The organism is Sulfurovum iocasae (genome assembly GCF_047716765.1).
In the GTDB taxonomy this organism is placed as follows: domain Bacteria; phylum Campylobacterota; class Campylobacteria; order Campylobacterales; family Sulfurovaceae; genus Sulfurovum.
On the sequence record NZ_CP180410.1, the window covers coordinates 138,340 to 155,523 of the forward strand.

18 protein-coding genes and 1 tRNA gene are annotated in these 17,184 nt (G+C 39.0%); 14 read left to right on the top strand and 5 right to left on the bottom strand.

Features of this window, described 5'->3' with window-relative positions; genetic code table 11:
• Positions 1-780: 780 nt before the first annotated feature.
• The 9 genes from ACLHDG_RS00740 to ACLHDG_RS00780 all read left to right on the top strand — a co-directional run bounded on the left by ACLHDG_RS00740 (position 781) and on the right by ACLHDG_RS00780 (position 8,786).
• Positions 781-990, top strand: a complete 210-nt coding sequence (locus ACLHDG_RS00740; RefSeq protein ID WP_415407082.1) for a hypothetical protein — start codon at positions 781-783, stop codon at positions 988-990.
• A gap of 96 nt (positions 991-1,086) precedes the next feature.
• Positions 1,087-2,088, top strand: a complete 1,002-nt coding sequence (pstS, locus tag ACLHDG_RS00745) for a phosphate ABC transporter substrate-binding protein PstS (RefSeq protein WP_415407083.1) — start codon at positions 1,087-1,089, stop codon at positions 2,086-2,088.
• A 123-nt stretch (positions 2,089-2,211) separates the two neighbouring features.
• Entirely contained in the window at positions 2,212-3,066 is an 855-nt protein-coding gene (gene pstC / locus ACLHDG_RS00750; RefSeq protein WP_415407084.1) for a phosphate ABC transporter permease subunit PstC, read from the top strand.
• A gap of 31 nt (positions 3,067-3,097) precedes the next feature.
• On the top strand, positions 3,098-3,907 hold the full coding sequence (gene pstA / locus ACLHDG_RS00755; protein WP_415407085.1) for a phosphate ABC transporter permease PstA: 810 nt from the start codon (positions 3,098-3,100) through the stop codon (positions 3,905-3,907).
• Positions 3,908-3,917: 10 nt separating this feature from the next.
• Positions 3,918-4,709 (top strand): phosphate ABC transporter ATP-binding protein PstB, encoded by a 792-nt coding sequence (gene pstB / locus ACLHDG_RS00760; protein WP_415407086.1) that lies wholly within the window; start codon positions 3,918-3,920, stop codon positions 4,707-4,709.
• Positions 4,710-4,732: 23 nt separating this feature from the next.
• Complete coding sequence (locus ACLHDG_RS00765; RefSeq protein WP_415407087.1) at positions 4,733-5,398, top strand: PhoU domain-containing protein; 666 nt, start codon at positions 4,733-4,735, stop codon at positions 5,396-5,398.
• Positions 5,399-5,434: 36 nt separating this feature from the next.
• Positions 5,435-6,121, top strand: a complete 687-nt coding sequence (locus tag ACLHDG_RS00770) for a response regulator transcription factor (RefSeq protein WP_415407088.1) — start codon at positions 5,435-5,437, stop codon at positions 6,119-6,121.
• Between the two features lie 123 nt (positions 6,122-6,244).
• Positions 6,245-8,026, top strand: a complete 1,782-nt coding sequence (recQ, locus tag ACLHDG_RS00775) for a DNA helicase RecQ (protein ID WP_415407089.1) — start codon at positions 6,245-6,247, stop codon at positions 8,024-8,026.
• A 199-nt stretch (positions 8,027-8,225) separates the two neighbouring features.
• Positions 8,226-8,786, top strand: a complete 561-nt coding sequence (locus tag ACLHDG_RS00780) for a ribonuclease HII (RefSeq protein WP_415407090.1) — start codon at positions 8,226-8,228, stop codon at positions 8,784-8,786.
• Position 8,787: 1 nt separating this feature from the next.
• Here ACLHDG_RS00780 and ACLHDG_RS00785 read toward each other — a convergent pair whose 3' ends face one another.
• From ACLHDG_RS00785 to ACLHDG_RS00805, 5 genes are all read right to left on the bottom strand, one after another.
• Positions 8,788-10,113, bottom strand: a complete 1,326-nt coding sequence (locus tag ACLHDG_RS00785; RefSeq protein WP_415407091.1) for a hypothetical protein — start codon at positions 10,111-10,113, stop codon at positions 8,788-8,790.
• 4 nt (positions 10,114-10,117) lie between these two features.
• Positions 10,118-11,194 carry a chorismate synthase gene (gene aroC / locus ACLHDG_RS00790; RefSeq protein ID WP_415407092.1) on the bottom strand — a complete coding sequence of 359 codons (1,077 nt, stop codon included), beginning with the start codon at positions 11,192-11,194 and terminating at the stop codon, positions 10,118-10,120.
• Positions 11,191-11,862 carry a ribonuclease III gene (rnc, locus tag ACLHDG_RS00795; protein ID WP_415407093.1) on the bottom strand — a complete coding sequence of 224 codons (672 nt, stop codon included), beginning with the start codon at positions 11,860-11,862 and terminating at the stop codon, positions 11,191-11,193. Before rnc ends, aroC begins: the two co-directional genes overlap by 4 nt.
• 161 nt (positions 11,863-12,023) lie before the next feature.
• The gene (rnhA, locus tag ACLHDG_RS00800; RefSeq protein WP_415407094.1) at positions 12,024-12,467 is read right to left on the bottom strand and encodes a ribonuclease HI; all 444 of its coding nucleotides are present in this window, start codon (positions 12,465-12,467) and stop codon (positions 12,024-12,026) included.
• Positions 12,427-13,470 (bottom strand): tetratricopeptide repeat protein, encoded by a 1,044-nt coding sequence (locus tag ACLHDG_RS00805; RefSeq protein ID WP_415407095.1) that lies wholly within the window; start codon positions 13,468-13,470, stop codon positions 12,427-12,429. The genes rnhA and ACLHDG_RS00805 overlap by 41 nt, the downstream gene beginning before the upstream one ends.
• 145 nt (positions 13,471-13,615) lie before the next feature.
• On the opposite strand from ACLHDG_RS00805, the gene dnaG reads away from it, so the two are divergent.
• The 5 genes from dnaG (at position 13,616) to ACLHDG_RS00830 (ending at position 17,171) form a co-directional block, all read left to right on the top strand.
• Complete coding sequence (dnaG, locus tag ACLHDG_RS00810; protein ID WP_415407096.1) at positions 13,616-15,271, top strand: DNA primase; 1,656 nt, start codon at positions 13,616-13,618, stop codon at positions 15,269-15,271.
• A complete protein-coding gene (locus ACLHDG_RS00815; RefSeq protein ID WP_415407097.1) occupies positions 15,255-16,259 on the top strand; it encodes an argininosuccinate synthase domain-containing protein in 1,005 nt (334 codons plus the stop codon). The genes dnaG and ACLHDG_RS00815 overlap by 17 nt, the downstream gene beginning before the upstream one ends.
• A 25-nt stretch (positions 16,260-16,284) precedes the next feature.
• The gene (locus ACLHDG_RS00820; RefSeq protein ID WP_415407098.1) at positions 16,285-16,563 is read left to right on the top strand and encodes a peptidylprolyl isomerase; all 279 of its coding nucleotides are present in this window, start codon (positions 16,285-16,287) and stop codon (positions 16,561-16,563) included.
• Positions 16,564-16,623: 60 nt separating this feature from the next.
• A tRNA-Ala gene (locus ACLHDG_RS00825) sits at positions 16,624-16,699 on the top strand.
• 253 nt (positions 16,700-16,952) lie between these two features.
• On the top strand, positions 16,953-17,171 hold the full coding sequence (locus ACLHDG_RS00830) for a hypothetical protein (RefSeq protein ID WP_415407099.1): 219 nt from the start codon (positions 16,953-16,955) through the stop codon (positions 17,169-17,171).
• The last annotated feature ends 13 nt before the right edge of the window (positions 17,172-17,184 follow it).

Here is a 17,184-nt window from a genome sequence, read left to right on the forward strand (position 1 = left end):
CACAGGATAAAAAGCCCAGGCTTACGACAAATAGAATAATTGATGTATAAAGTAGGCGTACTTTTTTCATTTTTTATATCCTTTGTATTTGAATTTAGTTGCCAGTAGATTTGCTGCCTAAGCCTCATAACTATTTATTAACAGAACACTTTGTCATGCTATTATGATATTTCAGCATTAAGAGTATATCAAATATGTCTTGATATTGATGAAATAGGTAAAATTTGTATATTTTTTCCAGTTATTCATAGGATTATAATAATTACTAATGTCTTTTTAGTCTGTGAATAGTCGTTATTTGGACAAAGTGTTCTGTTATTTGTTGATTTCTGGCAATAACGGACAAAATGTCCTGTTTCCAAAACCTTATAAAATATATAACTTTATAAGGTTTTCATTTTAAAGAATCATCATAATATTAATTACCACATTCCCTGTCTGCAGACTTTAAGATTACAGCAGTTTTTATCAATCTTAAATGGATTGCTTGAAACCCCTGTTTTGGGACTTACCTTGTTTAGGATTTTCCTTTTTGTGAAAAAAACTTAAACCTATTCCTATTAAATTTTTTAAGATGTTTAATTAGTGTCGTAAAAGTAGTAATTTAGAACAAATAATCTAAAGAACTTTATAATTCAAATGGCATTTAGATCTCCTCAAGATATGAATGCCAAAGTATAGGACTTTCCGGTAACAAAATAGTTACTTCCCTTTCTTCAAATGTTATAAAAATGTTATCGCTTCTTCTTATGATTTCACATCAACCAAATGGAGATACACATGAAAGATGAAATGTATATATCGGATAAGAAGATAGCAAAACTTGCTAAAAGGCTTTCAAAAACGTTTACTATCAATGAAGAAGAGGCATTGGAACTCATCTATGAAGAGTGGGATCTTGTCGAATCTCTTTTCCATGCACATACAAAAGTCAAAGCTGTACACTCTCATCTTGTAGATGAAATAAACTACACGTATCGGATAGCATAATCCGGGATGGTATAAAAGTTTCTATCGTTTGTAATCAAAATGTTTCCAAATTGCTCTACAATTCTGGTAATCTAAAATAATGACTAAGGAAACAATATGACATTGAGAACAATTCTTACAGCAGCAGTAGCAGCTTCAGTAGCACTTACATCGGTAAATGCAGCCGATCTTAAAGGTAGAGGGGCATCATTCCCTGGACCTGTATATAAAGCTTGGACTTCTGAGTATTTCGCAGCTACAGGTAACAAAGTGAACTATACCCCAACAGGTTCCGGTGATGGTATCAAATCTATCAAAAAAAGAATGGTTGATTTTGCAGGTTCAGACAAACCACTTAAAGCGGATAAACTTCAAAAAGCAAAACTGCATATGTTCCCATCGGTTGTAGGGTCTATCGTACTTTCATATAACATTGATGGTGTAAAAGATGGTGAACTTAGGTTGAGTCGTGCAGCAGTAGATGCGATCTTTACAGGTAAAGCAAGCTTCTGGGATGATGCTGTTATTACTAAAGATAACGCAGGTCTTAAACTTCCACATGAGCCTATCACTACTTGTGTTAGAGCAGATAAGTCTGGTACAACATTTAACTTTACATACTTCCTAAATAAGATCAACCCAGAGTTCAAAGTAAGTAAAAAACCAACTTGGAAAGCTTACAAAGTCGTTGCAGGTAAATCTAACTCAGGTGTATCAGCAAATATCCAACAGATCAAAAACTCTATCGGTTATATTGAGTACTCATATAAGATCAAATTAGGTCTTCCGGCAGCACAGGTAGAGAACAAAGAGGGTAAATTCATCAACCCGACAGTACCATCATTCCAAGATGCAGCAAAATATGCAACATGGACAGCTGATAATGATTTCTACGCAGTGATCGGTGACCCGGCAGGTGCAACATCGTATCCTATTGTAGCGGCGACATTTATCTTGCTTCCAACAGAGAAAACAGAGATGAACAAAAAAGTAACAGCATTCATCGACTGGGCATATACAAATGGAGATAAAGCGGCAGCAGAACTTGGTTATGTACCACTTCCGGCATCTACGAAAGATGAGATCAGAAAATACTGGGAAGCTAAAAAGATCAAATAAATAATGTAGCGTGGGTTTTCCAACCCATGCTGCAACTGCAATATATCTACTCTGTAATTAAAATGTTACCAACTTTTACTACAATCCCCCTCAATTAATCTCAAATAATAACGAAGGTAAATCATGGGTGGTAAACTCTTCAGAAACTTTTCTTTTTTATCCGCAACACTCTCCTTTTTTCTTCTTGTAGGTATCTTTGCAATACTCTTTACGTATGCGCAAGAAGCTATGCATGAGTTTGGATTTGACTTCCTTTTCAATGAGACCTGGGAAGCAGATGAAGATGATGAAGGCGGTATCTTTGGTGGGTATGTACCTATCATCGGTACGTTGCTTAGTACACTTATCGCCATGGCTATCGCAGTACCTTTGGCGATGGGAATCGCTATCTTTCTAACGGAGATCGCTTCAGATGCCATCGGGAAACCTGTCTCAATCGCAATTGAATTGCTTGCAGCTATTCCAAGTATCATCTATGGTATGTGGGGGCTTTTTTACTTTGCGCCTATTGTGCAATCAGTCATTGGAGGGAATGGTGTTGGGTTACTTACTGCGGGTATTGTGCTTGCGATCATGATCATCCCTTTTATGGCAGCTATCAGTAGAGATGCTATGAATACGACACCACTGGTACTGAAAGAGTCAGCCTATGCAATGGGTGCAACAAAGTTCGAAGTGATCAAAGATGTCATTATGCCTTACGCTAAAGGCGGGATCATCGGTTCTATTATCTTGGCGCTTGGCAGGGCTCTGGGTGAGACAATGGCAGTAGCATTCCTCATAGGTTCAGTGATGAGTATACCTGGAAGTATCACTGATCCTACGACTTCTATACCTGTACTCTTGGCGAACAACTTTGCTGAAGCACAAGATCTGGAGATGAGCAGTATGTACTTCTTGGCACTTATTTTGTTTGTGGTGAGTTTCTTCATCATCTCTATAGCAAAGTTTTATTTTCTTGGTCGAAAAGAAAAATGATTAAAAACGAAATAATGAAAAGGTTAAATAGATGAATAGATTAATCCTCAATAAAATTATTTTAGCACTCTCAACACTCTCAGCAGTGATCGGGATAGGTTTTCTTTTTTGGATACTGGCAACACTTAGTTATAAGGGTATCACCAGTATCCACTGGAGTACTTTTATCAATGACCTTGTAGAAGGGGGCATAAGAAACTTGCTTGTTGGACAGTTCACCATGGCGCTTATGGCATCTGCTGTGGCTGTACCTTTAGGTATGATGGCAGGTATTTACCTCAGAGAGTATGGTCATGGCTCTAAGCTGGCTTCCGTGATACGAAATCTTTCTGATGTAATGATGTCAGCACCTTCCATCGTTATCGGTGTTTTTGTTTTTGCATTGTTTGTAGACCCGTTTGGCGGGTACAATGGTTGGGCAGGTATCATTGCACTGGCTATCATGATGATACCTATCATCATCTCAACGACGGACAATATGTTGTCTCTTGTACCTACGGAGCTTCGAGAAGCAGGGACGGCACTTGGTGGGAGTAAACATAAGATCATCATGCAAATAGTAGTAAAGGCAGCTAAAGTGGGTATTACCACAGGTGTATTACTTTCCTTTGCAAGGATCATCGGCGAAACGGCTCCACTGCTCTTTACTTCAGCCAATAACCAGTTCTTTACGATGGACTTGACAGAGCAGTTCCCGTCACTCACCGTAAGTATTTACAACCTTGCAACGTATCCGGATTCTGCAAGTAGAGAGTTAGCTTGGGCAGCTTCATTTATATTAACAATGATCGTACTGTGTATCAATCTGATCGGTCGATATGCAATAAGAAATAAAAAGTAAGGATTTTAGTATGGCAAAAGATAACTTGGTAATGGAAATTAAAGATTTTTCATTTACGTATTCAGGTGCAGAAGAGCCTTCATTGAAAAAGATCAATCTTCCTGTACTGGAGAATAAGATCACTGCGATGATAGGTCCCAGTGGTTGTGGTAAATCCACACTGCTTAGAGCGATGAACCGTATACATGACCTTTACTCAGGAAATAAGTATGAAGGCAAAATTAACCTCTATAGAGCAGACGGGAGTAAGGAAAATATCTTAGATCTCAAAAAAGAGAATGACTTCATCAAACTTCGTCAGGAAGTTGGAATGATCTTTCAAAAGCCTACCCCTTTCCCTATGAGTATTTTTGATAATGTTGCTTATGGACTGAGACTTTCAGGTATTAAAAATAAGAGTGAACTCGAAGGTCGTGTAGAAAAAGCACTTAAAGGGGCTGCTATTTGGAAAGAGACCAAAGATAGACTGAGAGAGAGTGCTTTGGGTCTGAGTGGTGGACAGCAGCAGAGACTCTGTATTGCCAGAGCAGTGGCGCTTAAGCCAAGAGTGCTTTTGTTTGATGAACCGACTTCTGCCCTTGACCCTATCTCAACAGGAGCCATAGAAGAGCTCATCACAGAACTCAAAGAAGAGCTCTCAGTGGTTATAGTAACGCATAATATGCAACAGGCAAGCCGTCTTAGTGACTACACTGCATTTATGTACCTGGGCGATTTGGCAGAGTATGATAAGACTGATAAGATTTTCTTAAACCCTTCAAAGAAGTTGACAGAAGATTATATAACCGGTAGATTTGGTTAAGAAGAATAACAATAGGAGAAAATATGTTAGCAGGATATAATGAAGCAAGACACAAAGTAAGAGATACAGTTGTAGAGGTGGTTACAAACCTCTCTATCGCGAATAAGTTGGCATTGCAGGCTCTCGAGTCTGCTGATGTACAAGGATTGGAGCAAGCACGAAAATCACTTAAAATGATTTCTGGTACTACAGAAAAGATAGACAATGATATTGTTTTAATATTTGCAAAGTTTAGCCCGGAAGCACGGGATCTTAGAGAGATGGTCTCTTATCTTAAGGTGACTTCAGCACTTAATCGTATCCGTACAAACATTAACAATTATATTAAAAATATGCAAGGACTGGTAACAGAAAACAACCCTGCAGTCCATAAGGTCATTAAAGACTCTTTGAGCATTAACCGATGCACACTCAATGCTTTTGATGCTATACTTGAAATGCTTCAAACTTTTGATGACAAAGATAAGATCCAAGCATTAGCAACTAAAATAGAGGTAGAGTACAGTAAAACAGATGATATCTATTCACTGCTGGAAAAAGAGTTGATCCATAAGATGGGTAGCTCACATACAGTAGCAGAAGAGTACTTTAATCTTTTAAAATATATTCGTAAAAATTTAAAGGTCATCGATAGATTGGAAAGTATATCTTCACGTATTATCTTTGCCCGAATAGGTGGAAAGCTTTAAAGGAGACCGCCTTAGTGTGTATGTTATAATGCACGCATGCAAAATGAGAATATAGAGATCATCGTTATTGAAGATGAAGAAGATATTTTAGAATTGATCGAGTACCATCTGGAAAAAGAGGGCTACTCTGCTACAGGTTTTTTGTCTACGGAAAACGTGGAGCAATTCCTTGAAGAAGAAAATCCTTCATTAATGATAGTTGACCGCAACCTTCCAGGGATGGAAGGGAGTGAGTTTGTTGCCTACTTGCGTGAAATCGGGTATGATATCCCTGTTATTTTTCTTACTGCCAAAGATAAAGAGTCTGAGCTCGAAGAGGGGTATGAGCGTGGTGGTGATGACTATATGAGTAAACCTTTTAGCCCAAAAGAGTTAACACTCAGAGTCAAAGCACTGCTTAAGCGTTCAGGTTTTTTAATGAGACAAGAACGTATTAAGTATAAGCTGCTTACTATAGATTTGATAAAAAACGATCTCTACATTGCTGAGGAGATCATTCCACTCACAAATCTTGAATTTAATCTCTTGCATACCTTTATGAAACATATTGACAAGCCATTGACAAGAGATTTTCTTCGTGATGAAGCGTGGGGATCCGATGGTGATGGTGTGAATGACAATGCTGTGAATGTAGCCATTAACCGTCTGAAAAATAAGATAGATCCGCAAAATGAACAAAATTATTTTCATCCTGTGTGGGGTGTTGGGTACAAATTTCATTAAAAATATGCATCCCAAGGGCATTTCCTCCCTTCGGTCAGGGCACAATTTTAATTGCCATGTTTAAAAACATGACAATTTGACATATTAATTAGCTCTTTTCTCTCAACACGCTACACTTCTACTATGAATAAATTAGAAACCCTTGAACACTATTTTGGACACAGCTCTTTTCGGCCTTTACAGGAGGAAGTGGTAGATGCTATCTTGGAAAAGCAAGATGTATTGATGATACTGCCTACCGGTGGCGGTAAATCACTTTGTTATCAGCTTCCTACGCTTTTAATGGAGGGGATCACTGTAGTTGTTTCTCCTCTGCTGGCACTCATGCATGACCAGGTTGTTGCTCTCAGAGCCAATGGCATCTCTGCAGCAATGCTCTCTTCTATGCAAAATATGGAAGAGAGTCAGCAGATAGAAGAGCAGTTGAGAAGGGGTGAGATAAAACTTCTTTATGTGGCACCTGAACGCTTGACCAATGGGTATTTTTTAAATCTTTTACATCAACTTCCTATCAACTTCTTTGTCATCGATGAAGCACACTGTGTGAGTGAATGGGGACATGAGTTCAGGGAAAACTATAGACGACTCTCTTTGCTTAAAGAGCAGTTTTCAACCACTCCCATATCAGCATTTACAGCGACAGCAACACATGCAGTGGAGAGTGACATCGCTTCAAATTTAGGACTGGTAAATCCAAAGCGTGTAAGAGGTTCTCTGTTTCGTGAAAACTTGACTATCAATGCAAGGCACCGCATCAAAGATGGACGTGCACAGTTGATGGAGTTTTTGAAACAACACACAGATGAATCAGGCATCATCTATACACTTTCACGGAAATCTACAGAAGCTGTAGCACACTTTTTGCAAACCAAAGGTATAGAAGCCAAAGCGTATCATGCAGGCTTACCAACAGAAGAGAAAAACAGAACTTATGCAGATTTTGTTGCAGACAAAGTACAGATAGTCGTAGCAACCATCGCTTTTGGAATGGGAATAGATAAGAGTAATATTCGTTTTGTGGTACATATGACAATGCCAAAGACATTGGAAAACTTCTATCAGGAGATAGGACGTGCCGGAAGAGATGGACTGGAGGCTGAAACACTCTTGCTTTTTTCAGCACAGGATATCGTGCAACAAAAAATGTTCATAGAAGATCTGCCCGAATCTCCTTACAAACAGCACGCATTTAACAAACTTGACAGTATGGTACGTTTTGCCAACTCTGAGAACTGTCGCCATCAAAGTATTGCCGCATATTTTGATGACCGTATTGAAGCTTGTATTGACAAGTGTGACAACTGTACAGCACCTGCAAGTGAAAAGATAGACATCACCACAGCAGCACGTATGCTTCTTTCAACTATTTTACGTACAGAACAGAACTTTGGTCTGCACTATGTAATAGATGTACTCAAAGGGAGTAAAGAGCAGAGGGTTTTAGCAAATGGACATGATACGCTTTCTGTTTATGGTATAGGAGATGAGTACTCGAAAAGTCAATGGCTCACCATAGGAGATAAACTGCTTGAGTTAGGTGCAGTAGAGATAGGGGAGTTTAAGGTTTACAAGTTGACAGCATTTGGGGTAGAAGTCATCAAAGGGGCACATACCATTGAGCTCAAAAAAGAGAGACTCACTGTACAAAAAGCAGAGAAGAAAAAGAAAGTGACCTATTTTGATGATTATGACGCTGAAATGTTTGATAAACTTCGTGATCTCAGAACAGAGATAGCTACTGCCAATAATATTCCTCCGTATATAGTGTTTTCAGATAAAACATTGAAGGATTTGAGTGTGAAATTGCCGCAAAGTAAGCAGGAGATGCTTGATGTGCATGGGATAGGGGAAGTGAAATTTGAACGGTATGGGGAGGAGTTTCTTTTACTTTTAAAGAGTGAATAAACTTTCTTGTTGTATATGATTTCTCTTTATTCCCTTTCTTCTTTGTATTACAACAAAGAAGAAACCGAACCGGAAAGAAGAAAGTGTAAGGTACTGACGTGTTACAATACTTGCCTCATATTTTTTTGATAGGCTAGGCTCTCTTTTTCTTTGAGATACAGATAGGATTAGAGATAGATAATATATACAGGTAATAAAAATGAAGAAAAAACCATTATGTGGCATAGATGAAGCAGGGCGTGGTCCATTGGCGGGTTCTCTTGTCATGGCTGGAGTAGTGTTGAAAAATCCTGTTGAAGGATTGATGGACTCTAAGAAGTTGACTGAGAAAAAGCGTGAAGCACTTTACCCGCTTGTGATTGAGAATTCTGACTATCATATCGTCTCTTTTTCTGCACAAGATGTGGATGAAATGGGAATCTCCAAGTGTTTACATCGAGGTTTGAAAAGTATACAGAAACATTTACCTGATGTTGAGTATCTTTTCGATGGAAACAGTACTTTTGGGGTTGACAACATTACAACCATGGTTAAAGCAGATGATAAAATAGCCCAAGTGAGTGCAGCGAGTATCTTGGCTAAAGTGACACGAGACAGAGAGATGATAGAGATGGCTAAAAAGTACCCCAGATATGGATTTGAAAAACATAAAGGGTATGGCACTAAAGCCCATATAGAAGCGATAGTAAAGTATAATAGATGCAAGGTACATCGAAAAACGTTTAGAGTAAAAGGCGTTGATGAACCAACGCTCTTTTAGTTTAGAGTGAAGCCCCATTGACTGTTATTTTCCCTTTGATAAATTCAATCTCATAGATTTTTTTACCCTCTTTTTCAACAGGTGGTAAGAGCATCAATACCATCATTGCTCTTGGTTCTTGTGCAATACGAGCAAAGAGTTCGTTTGAGACAGAGATGTTTGTCTTACTGCTCAGAGCATTAAGTACTGCTAATGGATCTTGAGAGACTGCATTGATATCAAATGATTTATCAATTGATAAAGCAGAACTGAGCATGAAACCATCCATAATTTTCCCGTTTTCTGCTATCTTTTTAACAGAAAAATTTGGAATATTTATGGTGATGCCCTTAGAGAGTATCTTCTGCGTAAGTGCATTAATGGCTTTTTCATCATTGACATCCACACCTTGAAGTGCTTCAAATGAAACGATGTCAAGGTTGTCAATATTGAAATCAAAGAGTATATCATTCATCTTATATTTTTTTTGAGCTTCAGTAAGTTCTATTAGCCCTGTTTCTGTGCTGATAGAACTCTTTAGAAGATCATTTTTGACAGAACTCACAGCATTGACATTCAGATCTTTCATGAGCATTGAGAATTCTGATTCTCCCTGGAGTTCAATCTGCCCAATAGAGTATCCAGACTTAGAGTCATAAGGAGATGGACCGGAGAGTGTATAGTTGGATGTAAAGTCTGAAAGTTTCATAGTAAGCTCTTTATCTGCCTCTACAGAGAAAAGTTTAAGTGTTTGCCTAACAGTCTTTACCTTTTCATCTTCTATGTCTCCCTCAAATTTGAAATCTTGACTAATAAATGTTATTTTTTCTTCTTCCTCAAATGTTTCATTGATATCTTTTATATGTCCTTTAAAACCTGTGAGCAGTTTGTTAAAGTCAAGATGTACAAGCAGTGTTTTGTCTGCCATCATCTTTTTAATACGTTCAAGTGCTGTTTTATCCTCTTCCTCTATCTCTTGCAGCATACTTTCAGGAAGTCCTACAGGGTAGATATCTAAAGAAAGCGCACTATAGCTGTCATTAAGATATTTTGCATCTACTCCTATCTTCAACCCTTTAAATGCAAGAATATCTTCCTGCGTTACCTCTGCACCCTGAGAACTTAAGTAGCTTATGATCTTAGCAGGTTCATCAAAACTAAGTACAAAATGTTCTTCTGTCTCTTTAATCTCTCTATCATTTATCCCAAAACCATTTTGTTGTAACGTTGTCAATTCGTCATTGACTTGCTTTTTCATCTCTTCAGTAATTTGAGCAGAACCTGCTGTAAAATAATAGAGTGCTGCAACTAATATAAGTCCAATAATACCAAATCCTGATTTCTTCATATCATTAACCTTTATAAATATTTTTTAGATGTGCCATCTTTTTACCCATATTAAGCAGTGTCATATCGGCAAGTGTCAGTGCCATCATGGCTTCACATACTACAGCACCACGCAGAGCAACACAAGGATCATGCCGCCCTTTTAAGTTACATTTTACCTCTTCATCATGTGTTGTAATAGTATCTTGTTCTTGAAAGATGGAAGGGGTAGGTTTAAAGTGTGTTTTCACGATGATAGTATCACCATTGCTGATACCGCCTAACATTCCACCGGAGTGATTACTTTTGAAACCGTTTAAGGTGATCTCATCATTATTTTCACTTCCCTTGAGGTGTGTACTTGCTACACCGTCACCTATCTCTACAGCTTTGGCTGCATTGATGCCCATCATTGCTTCAGCCAAAATAGCATCAAGTTTGTAGTAGAGGGGCTCACCTAGACCTATGGGTACACCTGTGGCAGTGGTCAAGACTACACCACCAACGGAATCATGATTCTCTTTTGCTGTTAAGATAGCGGCTTCTTGTGCTGCTTCCATATTGGGGTCAAGGGCATACATTTTAGAACTTTTTGCATGTTCAAAATCTTGTACTTCACCTTTGATCCCATCTACTTCACAAAGCCCACTTTGTATAGAAACACCTAACTCTTTTAACATCAGTTTGGCTATGGCACCACCTGCCACTCTGGCAGCTGTTTCTCTGGCAGAACTTCGTCCACCTCCACGGTAGTCTCTTAGTCCATACTTGTGGAAGTAGGTAAAGTCAGCATGTCCCGGACGAAAGAGGTCTTTGACATTGTCATAGTCTTTAGACTTTTGATTAGTATTGAAGATCACCATTGCGATGGGAGTGCCGGTACTTAGACCTTCAAAAGTACCAGAGAGGATCTCAAATTTATCATCTTCCTTGCGCCCGGTTTCAAGTTTGCTCTTCCCTGGCTTTCTACGATCCAGTTCAGACTGGATGAATGCTTCATCTATATGAAGTCCTGCGGGTACACCATCAAGGATACACCCTAAGGCTTTACCATGCGATTCACCAAATGTGGTCAGTGTCAGTTTTTTTCCAAAGGTATTCATGACTTTAATGCCTCCAATGCAATTTGCGCTGCTTTTTGCTGTGCTTCTTTTTTACTTTTTCCTCTTGCCGTGGCGATCGTTTTTTCATCCAGTATCACAGCGATCTCAAACTCTTTTTTATGATCGGGTCCGGAGGAACCTAGCATCTCATAAAGGGGAGTGACTCCATGTGTTGCCTGTGTCAACTCCTGAAGGGCAGTCTTGTAATCTTTTGACAAAGATTGCAGATCTATTTTAGGATGACACTCTTCCAACAGTTTGACAGAAATTTCTTTTGTAACACTCAGCCCGGCTTCTAGGTAAATAGCACCGATCACAGCCTCAAAAGCATTAGAGAGTAGAGAGGGTTTATTTCTCCCGTTGTTGTTCTCTTCTGCCATGGAGAGGAAGATATATTCTCCCAGGTTGATCTTTCGTGCTAAAAGTGTAAACCCACTCTCGTTGACAAGAGAAGCACGTATTTTTGAAAGTATGCCTTCGTTCGAGTTGGAAAATTTAGAAAAAAGATACTCTCCTACGATAAGGTCGAGTACTGCATCTCCTAAAAACTCAAGCCGCTCATTATTGTAAGGCTTTTTGTCACTTTTGTGTGTCAAAGCCTCAATAATCAATTGCTTGTTCTTAAATGTATAGTTCAGTCGCTTTTCGAGTTGACTGTAATCGTTCATTGTCTAATTCCTTTTTTACTAATTTGGACGCTATTTGAACAAAGTTCAAATAACTACGTTAGCACTGTGCTTTCCGATTCGGCATTTAGTGCCTCACTTGGACTGCATTTTAATGCTTGTCTTCAGCAGAAGGCTCATCGTACTAGTACGATTTTATGCTGTTATAACGTTGATTTTATTCTTTCTGCTTCGTTTCGTGCAAGTTCATCACAGCGTTCATTTTCCGGATGTCCATTGTGCCCCCTGACCCAAGTACCGTGAACATTATGTGGCTTTGCAGCATCAAGATAGGCTTCCCATAAGTCTACATTTTTTACTTTGGCAAAGTTTTTACGTACCCATCCTGCTAACCATTCATTGATCGCTTTTACTACGTAAGAGCTGTCAGATATCACCTCTACGTCACAAGGTTCTTTGAGAAGCTTGAGCCCCTCGATGACACCTTGAAGCTCCATACGGTTGTTTGTGGTATGGATATCACCACCAAAGTACTCTTTACGCTTTCCTTTAAACTCCAGTATGCCGCCATAACCGCCTGGTCCCGGGTTGCCTAGACTAGAACCGTCAGAGTAGAGAGTAATCTGTTTTCGGGCTTGATTTTGCAATTTTTTCCTCAACTTCTACAGAGTTTATCGCCATACAATTTGGACATCGTCTAAAGGAGACAGGGAAACTCTGTTTACATTTTTTACACAGGTATGAAAAAAGCAGATCTCCCTGCTCAAATCCACTCTTTCTTGCGGTGGCTAACATGTCAAGACTAAAGATACCACTTTCAACAATTGGTTTTTGTAAATATCCTTTGGCATAGTAGAGTGTGTTTAGTTGTGTATTGGATGTAATTGTATCTAAATCGAGTTGTGAATTCGGTAAGAACCAGAGGATATCCATTACCTCTTTCAGGCGCTTAGGATCAATGATCTCCCATGCTACTCTTGTATCCAGTTGCAGCATAGTATTTACTATTTCTCTATAAAGTGTAGGTTCTGCGTCTAGAATTTTATGGAGTTTTTTTACCTTTTCTTCTATAGAGATCGTTTTACTGGATTTTATTTCAGAGAGTTCAAGAAATTTTGTAAGGGCATGCGTCTCTTCTCCAAGCATCTCTAATGGTTCTATCACTTCTTTTGCTTTATCATATTTGTGCATCATCTCATATACGACACCCAGTTCATAAAGTACTTTTATATTACGGGGTTTTTTGCGTAAGATCTCTGCATAGATAGATCTGGCACGTTCCAAAAATCCTGCATGAAGATAGGTATTCCCCAGTCTTTCCATGAGTTCAAGTTTTCCTAGATCATCAGAGATATTTTTGATCAAATAGAGATAAATATTGATAGATTTATGGTATTCTCCTGAGTTTTCAAAAGCTTTAGCAAGTAAAGTAAGAGGCTTAAGCATATGAGGTTCAAAGGGCATATCCGTGGTGTCAAGGGCACACTCGGTACTCTCAAATTTATCTAAAAATTTAAGTAGGTTTCCTTGCTCTTTTTGTTGTCTATAGAGTCCCCAACCATAGGTAGCGAGTGCAATAATGAGGCTAATAATGATAATAAGCAAGATACTAAAAAGTGGGTCATTATAAGCAGGTAAGATTTGTTCCAAAATAGTCCTTAGAAAGCTAGTATTTCTTAGAAAAGCGACTAGTCGCGTGAGCTTTCTGCTGAAGAAAATACAGCGTTAGCGTAGGAAAAATGGGCTTTGCTCATTTTCCGTCCTACAATTATATCTAATTAGATATAATTCTATTATGATAGATAACGCTTCGATAGAATCTCTAAAAAACAGCATTGATATTGTAGATGTAATAGGCAACTTTATAGAACTGCGTAAATCAGGGGCAAATTATAAAGCAAATTGTCCATTTCATGGAGAAAAAACCCCTAGCTTTGTAGTGAGCCCAAGCAAGCAGATATATCACTGTTTTGGCTGTGGTGTAGGGGGTGACAGCATCAAGTTTGTAATGGAACTTGAAAAACTCTCTTATCCTGAAGCCATCGAAAAACTCGCTTCCATGTATAATTTTTCACTGGCATATACCAAAGGTAGTTCTGATTACTCTGATGCCAAACGTGTACTTGAATCCATACAGACCTGGTATGTAAAAAACTTGGAAAATAACCCAACTGCGAAACAGTATCTTTTAGACAGGGGTATCGCTCAAAGTTCCATTCAGCGATTTGGTATAGGATATGTACCCGATGGTGCTTCTGTCATGCATTTCTTAAATTCTGCTCTTTTGCCTCTGCCTAAAGCAGTAGATGCAGGGATCATTGCTCAAGGTGAGGGTGGCGGGTATTATGCTCGTTTGGTAGAGCGTATTACTTTTCCTATCTTCTCTACGAGTGGTGCTGCGGTAGGTTTTGGTGGTCGTACCATTACCAACCATCCCGCAAAGTACATCAACTCCCCTCAAACAAAACTCTTCAATAAATCACGTCTGCTCTATGGCTATGACTTGGCAAAAGAGAGTATTTATAAAAATAAAAAGCTCATTGTATGTGAAGGGTATCTTGATGTGGTGATGTTTCATCAGGCCGGGTTTACAGAAGCTGTGGCAAGTATGGGTACAGCACTTACTCCAGAACATCTACCACTGCTTAGGAAGGGTGATCCTAAGATCATCTTAGCCTATGATGGTGATAAAGCGGGGGTAGCTGCCGCACTTAAAGCTGCACAGATGTTATCTGTAGCCAATTTTGACGGGGGTGTTGTACTTTTTCCTGATGGACAGGATCCTGCGGATCTCATAGCCAAAGGTCAGAGTGAAGCAGTGGCAAAATTGCTTCGTGAAGCCAAACCACTCATCCCTTTTGTATTAGAGAAGATCATTTATGCTTATGATCTGAATGACCCGCGTGCCAAAGAAGCAGCATTCGGTGCAGCCAAACAGTTCTTAGAGGGCTTAAGCCAGATCATCAAAGATGCGTACATTCCTATGGCGGCTACACTTTTAGGGGTGTCACCTGTACTTTTTGGCGGACAAACACAGCCCAGCAGAGCAAAAGAGAGTTTTAGCCAAAAAAGAGATGATGTGGCACAATTGAGCATCCTAAAAACACTTTTAGAAAAACCGGACCTTATAGATAGTGTACTTGATGTGATCGATGTAAATATGTTCGGTGGTTACGCAGCACTTTTTTCTGCACTGATCAACGGGGAGAGGGAAAATCCTCACCTTATGGGTTTAGCTGTAGATGAGAGTCTGCAGGTGATGAGTGAAAAAGAATTGCAAGATGTACTGCGTAATTTTCTCATCAAACATTATGATATAAAACTTAAAAATATCGTAGCAGATACAAGCATCCCTTTTGCAAAAAAAAGTTTTTTGATACGTAAAATAAAAACAGATATAATTCCAAGATTAAAACGAGGAGAGTTGGTAGCTTATGACACAAACTGGTAAAAGACGCGCTTTAGCAATGTTTAGTGGAGGACTTGACAGTATGATCGCTATCAAGCTTATGGTTGATCAAGGTATAGAGGTGATTGCCCTGCATATCAAAATAGGTTTTGGTGGCACAAAAGATGTTAGTGAAGTCATGAAGCAGCGTGCTGAGATGGCAGGTGCAGAGTTCAAGATAGTAGATGTACGCGAAGAGTATATTCAAAATATCCTCTTTGACCCCGTGCACGGTTATGGAAAAAACTTTAATCCCTGTATCGATTGTCATGGGTATATGTTCAAGATAGCCAAAGCGATGATGCCAGAGTTAGGAGCATCGTTTATCTTTACAGGTGAAGTGATAGGTCAACGTCCTATGAGTCAGCGCCATGATGCGATGAAGCAGGTTGCTAAATTGGCGGATGATAAAGAGGAAAAGCTCATCGTCCGTCCGATGTCTGCAAAGTTGATGGAGGAGACTACTCCAGAGCTGGAAGGATGGATCGATAGAGAAAAACTGCTTGATATTTCCGGACGCAGCCGTGAACGACAGTTAGCTATGGCAGAAGCATATGGCTGGGAAGATTATGAGTCTCCAGGTGGTGGTTGTCTGTTGACAGAATCTCATTATTCTGATCGTATTAAGGAGTTTATCTCTTTTGATACCTTTGAGGTAGAAGATATAGAACTACTCAAATTTGGTCGTCATTTCAGGCTTCCTGATGGTGCAAAACTTGCAGTAGGACGTGACAAAGAAGATAATGAAGGTTTGCAAGCTATCCAGAGTGATAAGTATATCACCATTAAATTACCTATAGGTGGTCCTTTTTCGCTTTTGAGTGCAGATGCAAGCAGTGAAGACAGAGCTTTGGCTGCAAAATTAGCCATAACTTATGCAAGAAGTTCAGCAGAAGAGAGCTATGATGTCGAAGTTGGAGATGAGAGAGTAACTGTCTCTCCTTTTGCAGAGAAAAAAGAAGCACAACAGTATTTTTTCAATGCTAAATAAATAGAAAATAATTAAAGGAATAAAAATGACAGCATCAGCAAGACATATATTAGTAAACGATGAAGCGTTATGTAATGAATTAAAAGAGAAGATCAATTCAGGTAAAATCACTTTTGAACAAGCGGCAAAAGAGAACTCAACGTGTCCATCAGGTGCAAGAGGTGGAGAGCTTGGAACATTTGGTCAAGGACAAATGGTACCGGAGTTTGATAAAGTGGTTTTCAATGATGAGGTAGGTGTGGTACATGGTCCTGTGAAAACACAATTTGGTTACCATCTTCTTGAAGTAACAGAACGTTCATAAAAATGATAAGATGGGTATATTATATCCATCTTATGATAAAATCCACGTCTTCCAACTTATGGGGAATTAGCTCAGCTGGGAGAGCGCTTCGCTGGCAGCGAAGAGGTCGACGGTTCGATCCCGTTATTCTCCACCAATCCACAATTTAACTTCACCTAAAAGACCTATTCAAACACCTTAAAATAGATACTTGAAGCACTTTTAGTAACCAAGGTAGTCTAATCGATAGTAGTAATATTTGTAGTAATTTTAGAAAATGACTATTCTGGACTTAATGCAAATTTGAACCCACTTTTATATACTTTTTGAAGCTCTATTATCTCAATCCTTAATATTTATTTAAACTTTATTAATCTATAATAAACTAAAAGGGGGGGGGCGTAAAGTAAATGAAAAAGTCTAGAAAAAACAAAAGAGTTGATGAGAACCTCAAAAATGAGAGTCGTCGTTCTTTGATGAAAAAAGTATTCTATGACGCACCAAAGTTGATAGTGTTGGGTCCATTGTTGGCTAATCCGAAGAATGCTAGAGCAGAAGGTTCTCTTCCGTACCCACCGGACCCACCAGGACCGGAGAATCAGTCGTCGACGTGGTCACAAAGAGAATAGTAACGAAAAAGGA

Excerpts from the sequence above, each read along its gene's own strand:
- rnc (WP_415407093.1), bottom strand. The coding sequence starts at position 11,862 with ATGAACGATTACAGTCAACTCGAAAAGCGACTGAACTATACATTTAAG.
- ACLHDG_RS00765 (WP_415407087.1), top strand. The coding sequence starts at position 4,733 with ATGTTAGCAGGATATAATGAAGCAAGACACAAAGTAAGAGATACAGTT.
- pstB (WP_415407086.1), top strand. The coding sequence starts at position 3,918 with ATGGCAAAAGATAACTTGGTAATGGAAATTAAAGATTTTTCATTTACG.
- ACLHDG_RS00815 (WP_415407097.1), top strand. The coding sequence starts at position 15,255 with ATGACACAAACTGGTAAAAGACGCGCTTTAGCAATGTTTAGTGGAGGA.
- pstC (WP_415407084.1), top strand. The coding sequence starts at position 2,212 with ATGGGTGGTAAACTCTTCAGAAACTTTTCTTTTTTATCCGCAACACTC.
- pstS (WP_415407083.1), top strand. The coding sequence starts at position 1,087 with ATGACATTGAGAACAATTCTTACAGCAGCAGTAGCAGCTTCAGTAGCA.
- ACLHDG_RS00830 (WP_415407099.1), top strand. The coding sequence starts at position 16,953 with ATGAAAAAGTCTAGAAAAAACAAAAGAGTTGATGAGAACCTCAAAAAT.
- pstA (WP_415407085.1), top strand. The coding sequence starts at position 3,098 with ATGAATAGATTAATCCTCAATAAAATTATTTTAGCACTCTCAACACTC.
- ACLHDG_RS00785 (WP_415407091.1), bottom strand. The coding sequence starts at position 10,113 with ATGAAGAAATCAGGATTTGGTATTATTGGACTTATATTAGTTGCAGCA.
- ACLHDG_RS00780 (WP_415407090.1), top strand. The coding sequence starts at position 8,226 with ATGAAGAAAAAACCATTATGTGGCATAGATGAAGCAGGGCGTGGTCCA.
- ACLHDG_RS00820 (WP_415407098.1), top strand. The coding sequence starts at position 16,285 with ATGACAGCATCAGCAAGACATATATTAGTAAACGATGAAGCGTTATGT.
- ACLHDG_RS00770 (WP_415407088.1), top strand. The coding sequence starts at position 5,435 with ATGCAAAATGAGAATATAGAGATCATCGTTATTGAAGATGAAGAAGAT.
- dnaG (WP_415407096.1), top strand. The coding sequence starts at position 13,616 with ATGATAGATAACGCTTCGATAGAATCTCTAAAAAACAGCATTGATATT.
- aroC (WP_415407092.1), bottom strand. The coding sequence starts at position 11,194 with ATGAATACCTTTGGAAAAAAACTGACACTGACCACATTTGGTGAATCG.
- ACLHDG_RS00740 (WP_415407082.1), top strand. The coding sequence starts at position 781 with ATGAAAGATGAAATGTATATATCGGATAAGAAGATAGCAAAACTTGCT.
- recQ (WP_415407089.1), top strand. The coding sequence starts at position 6,245 with ATGAATAAATTAGAAACCCTTGAACACTATTTTGGACACAGCTCTTTT.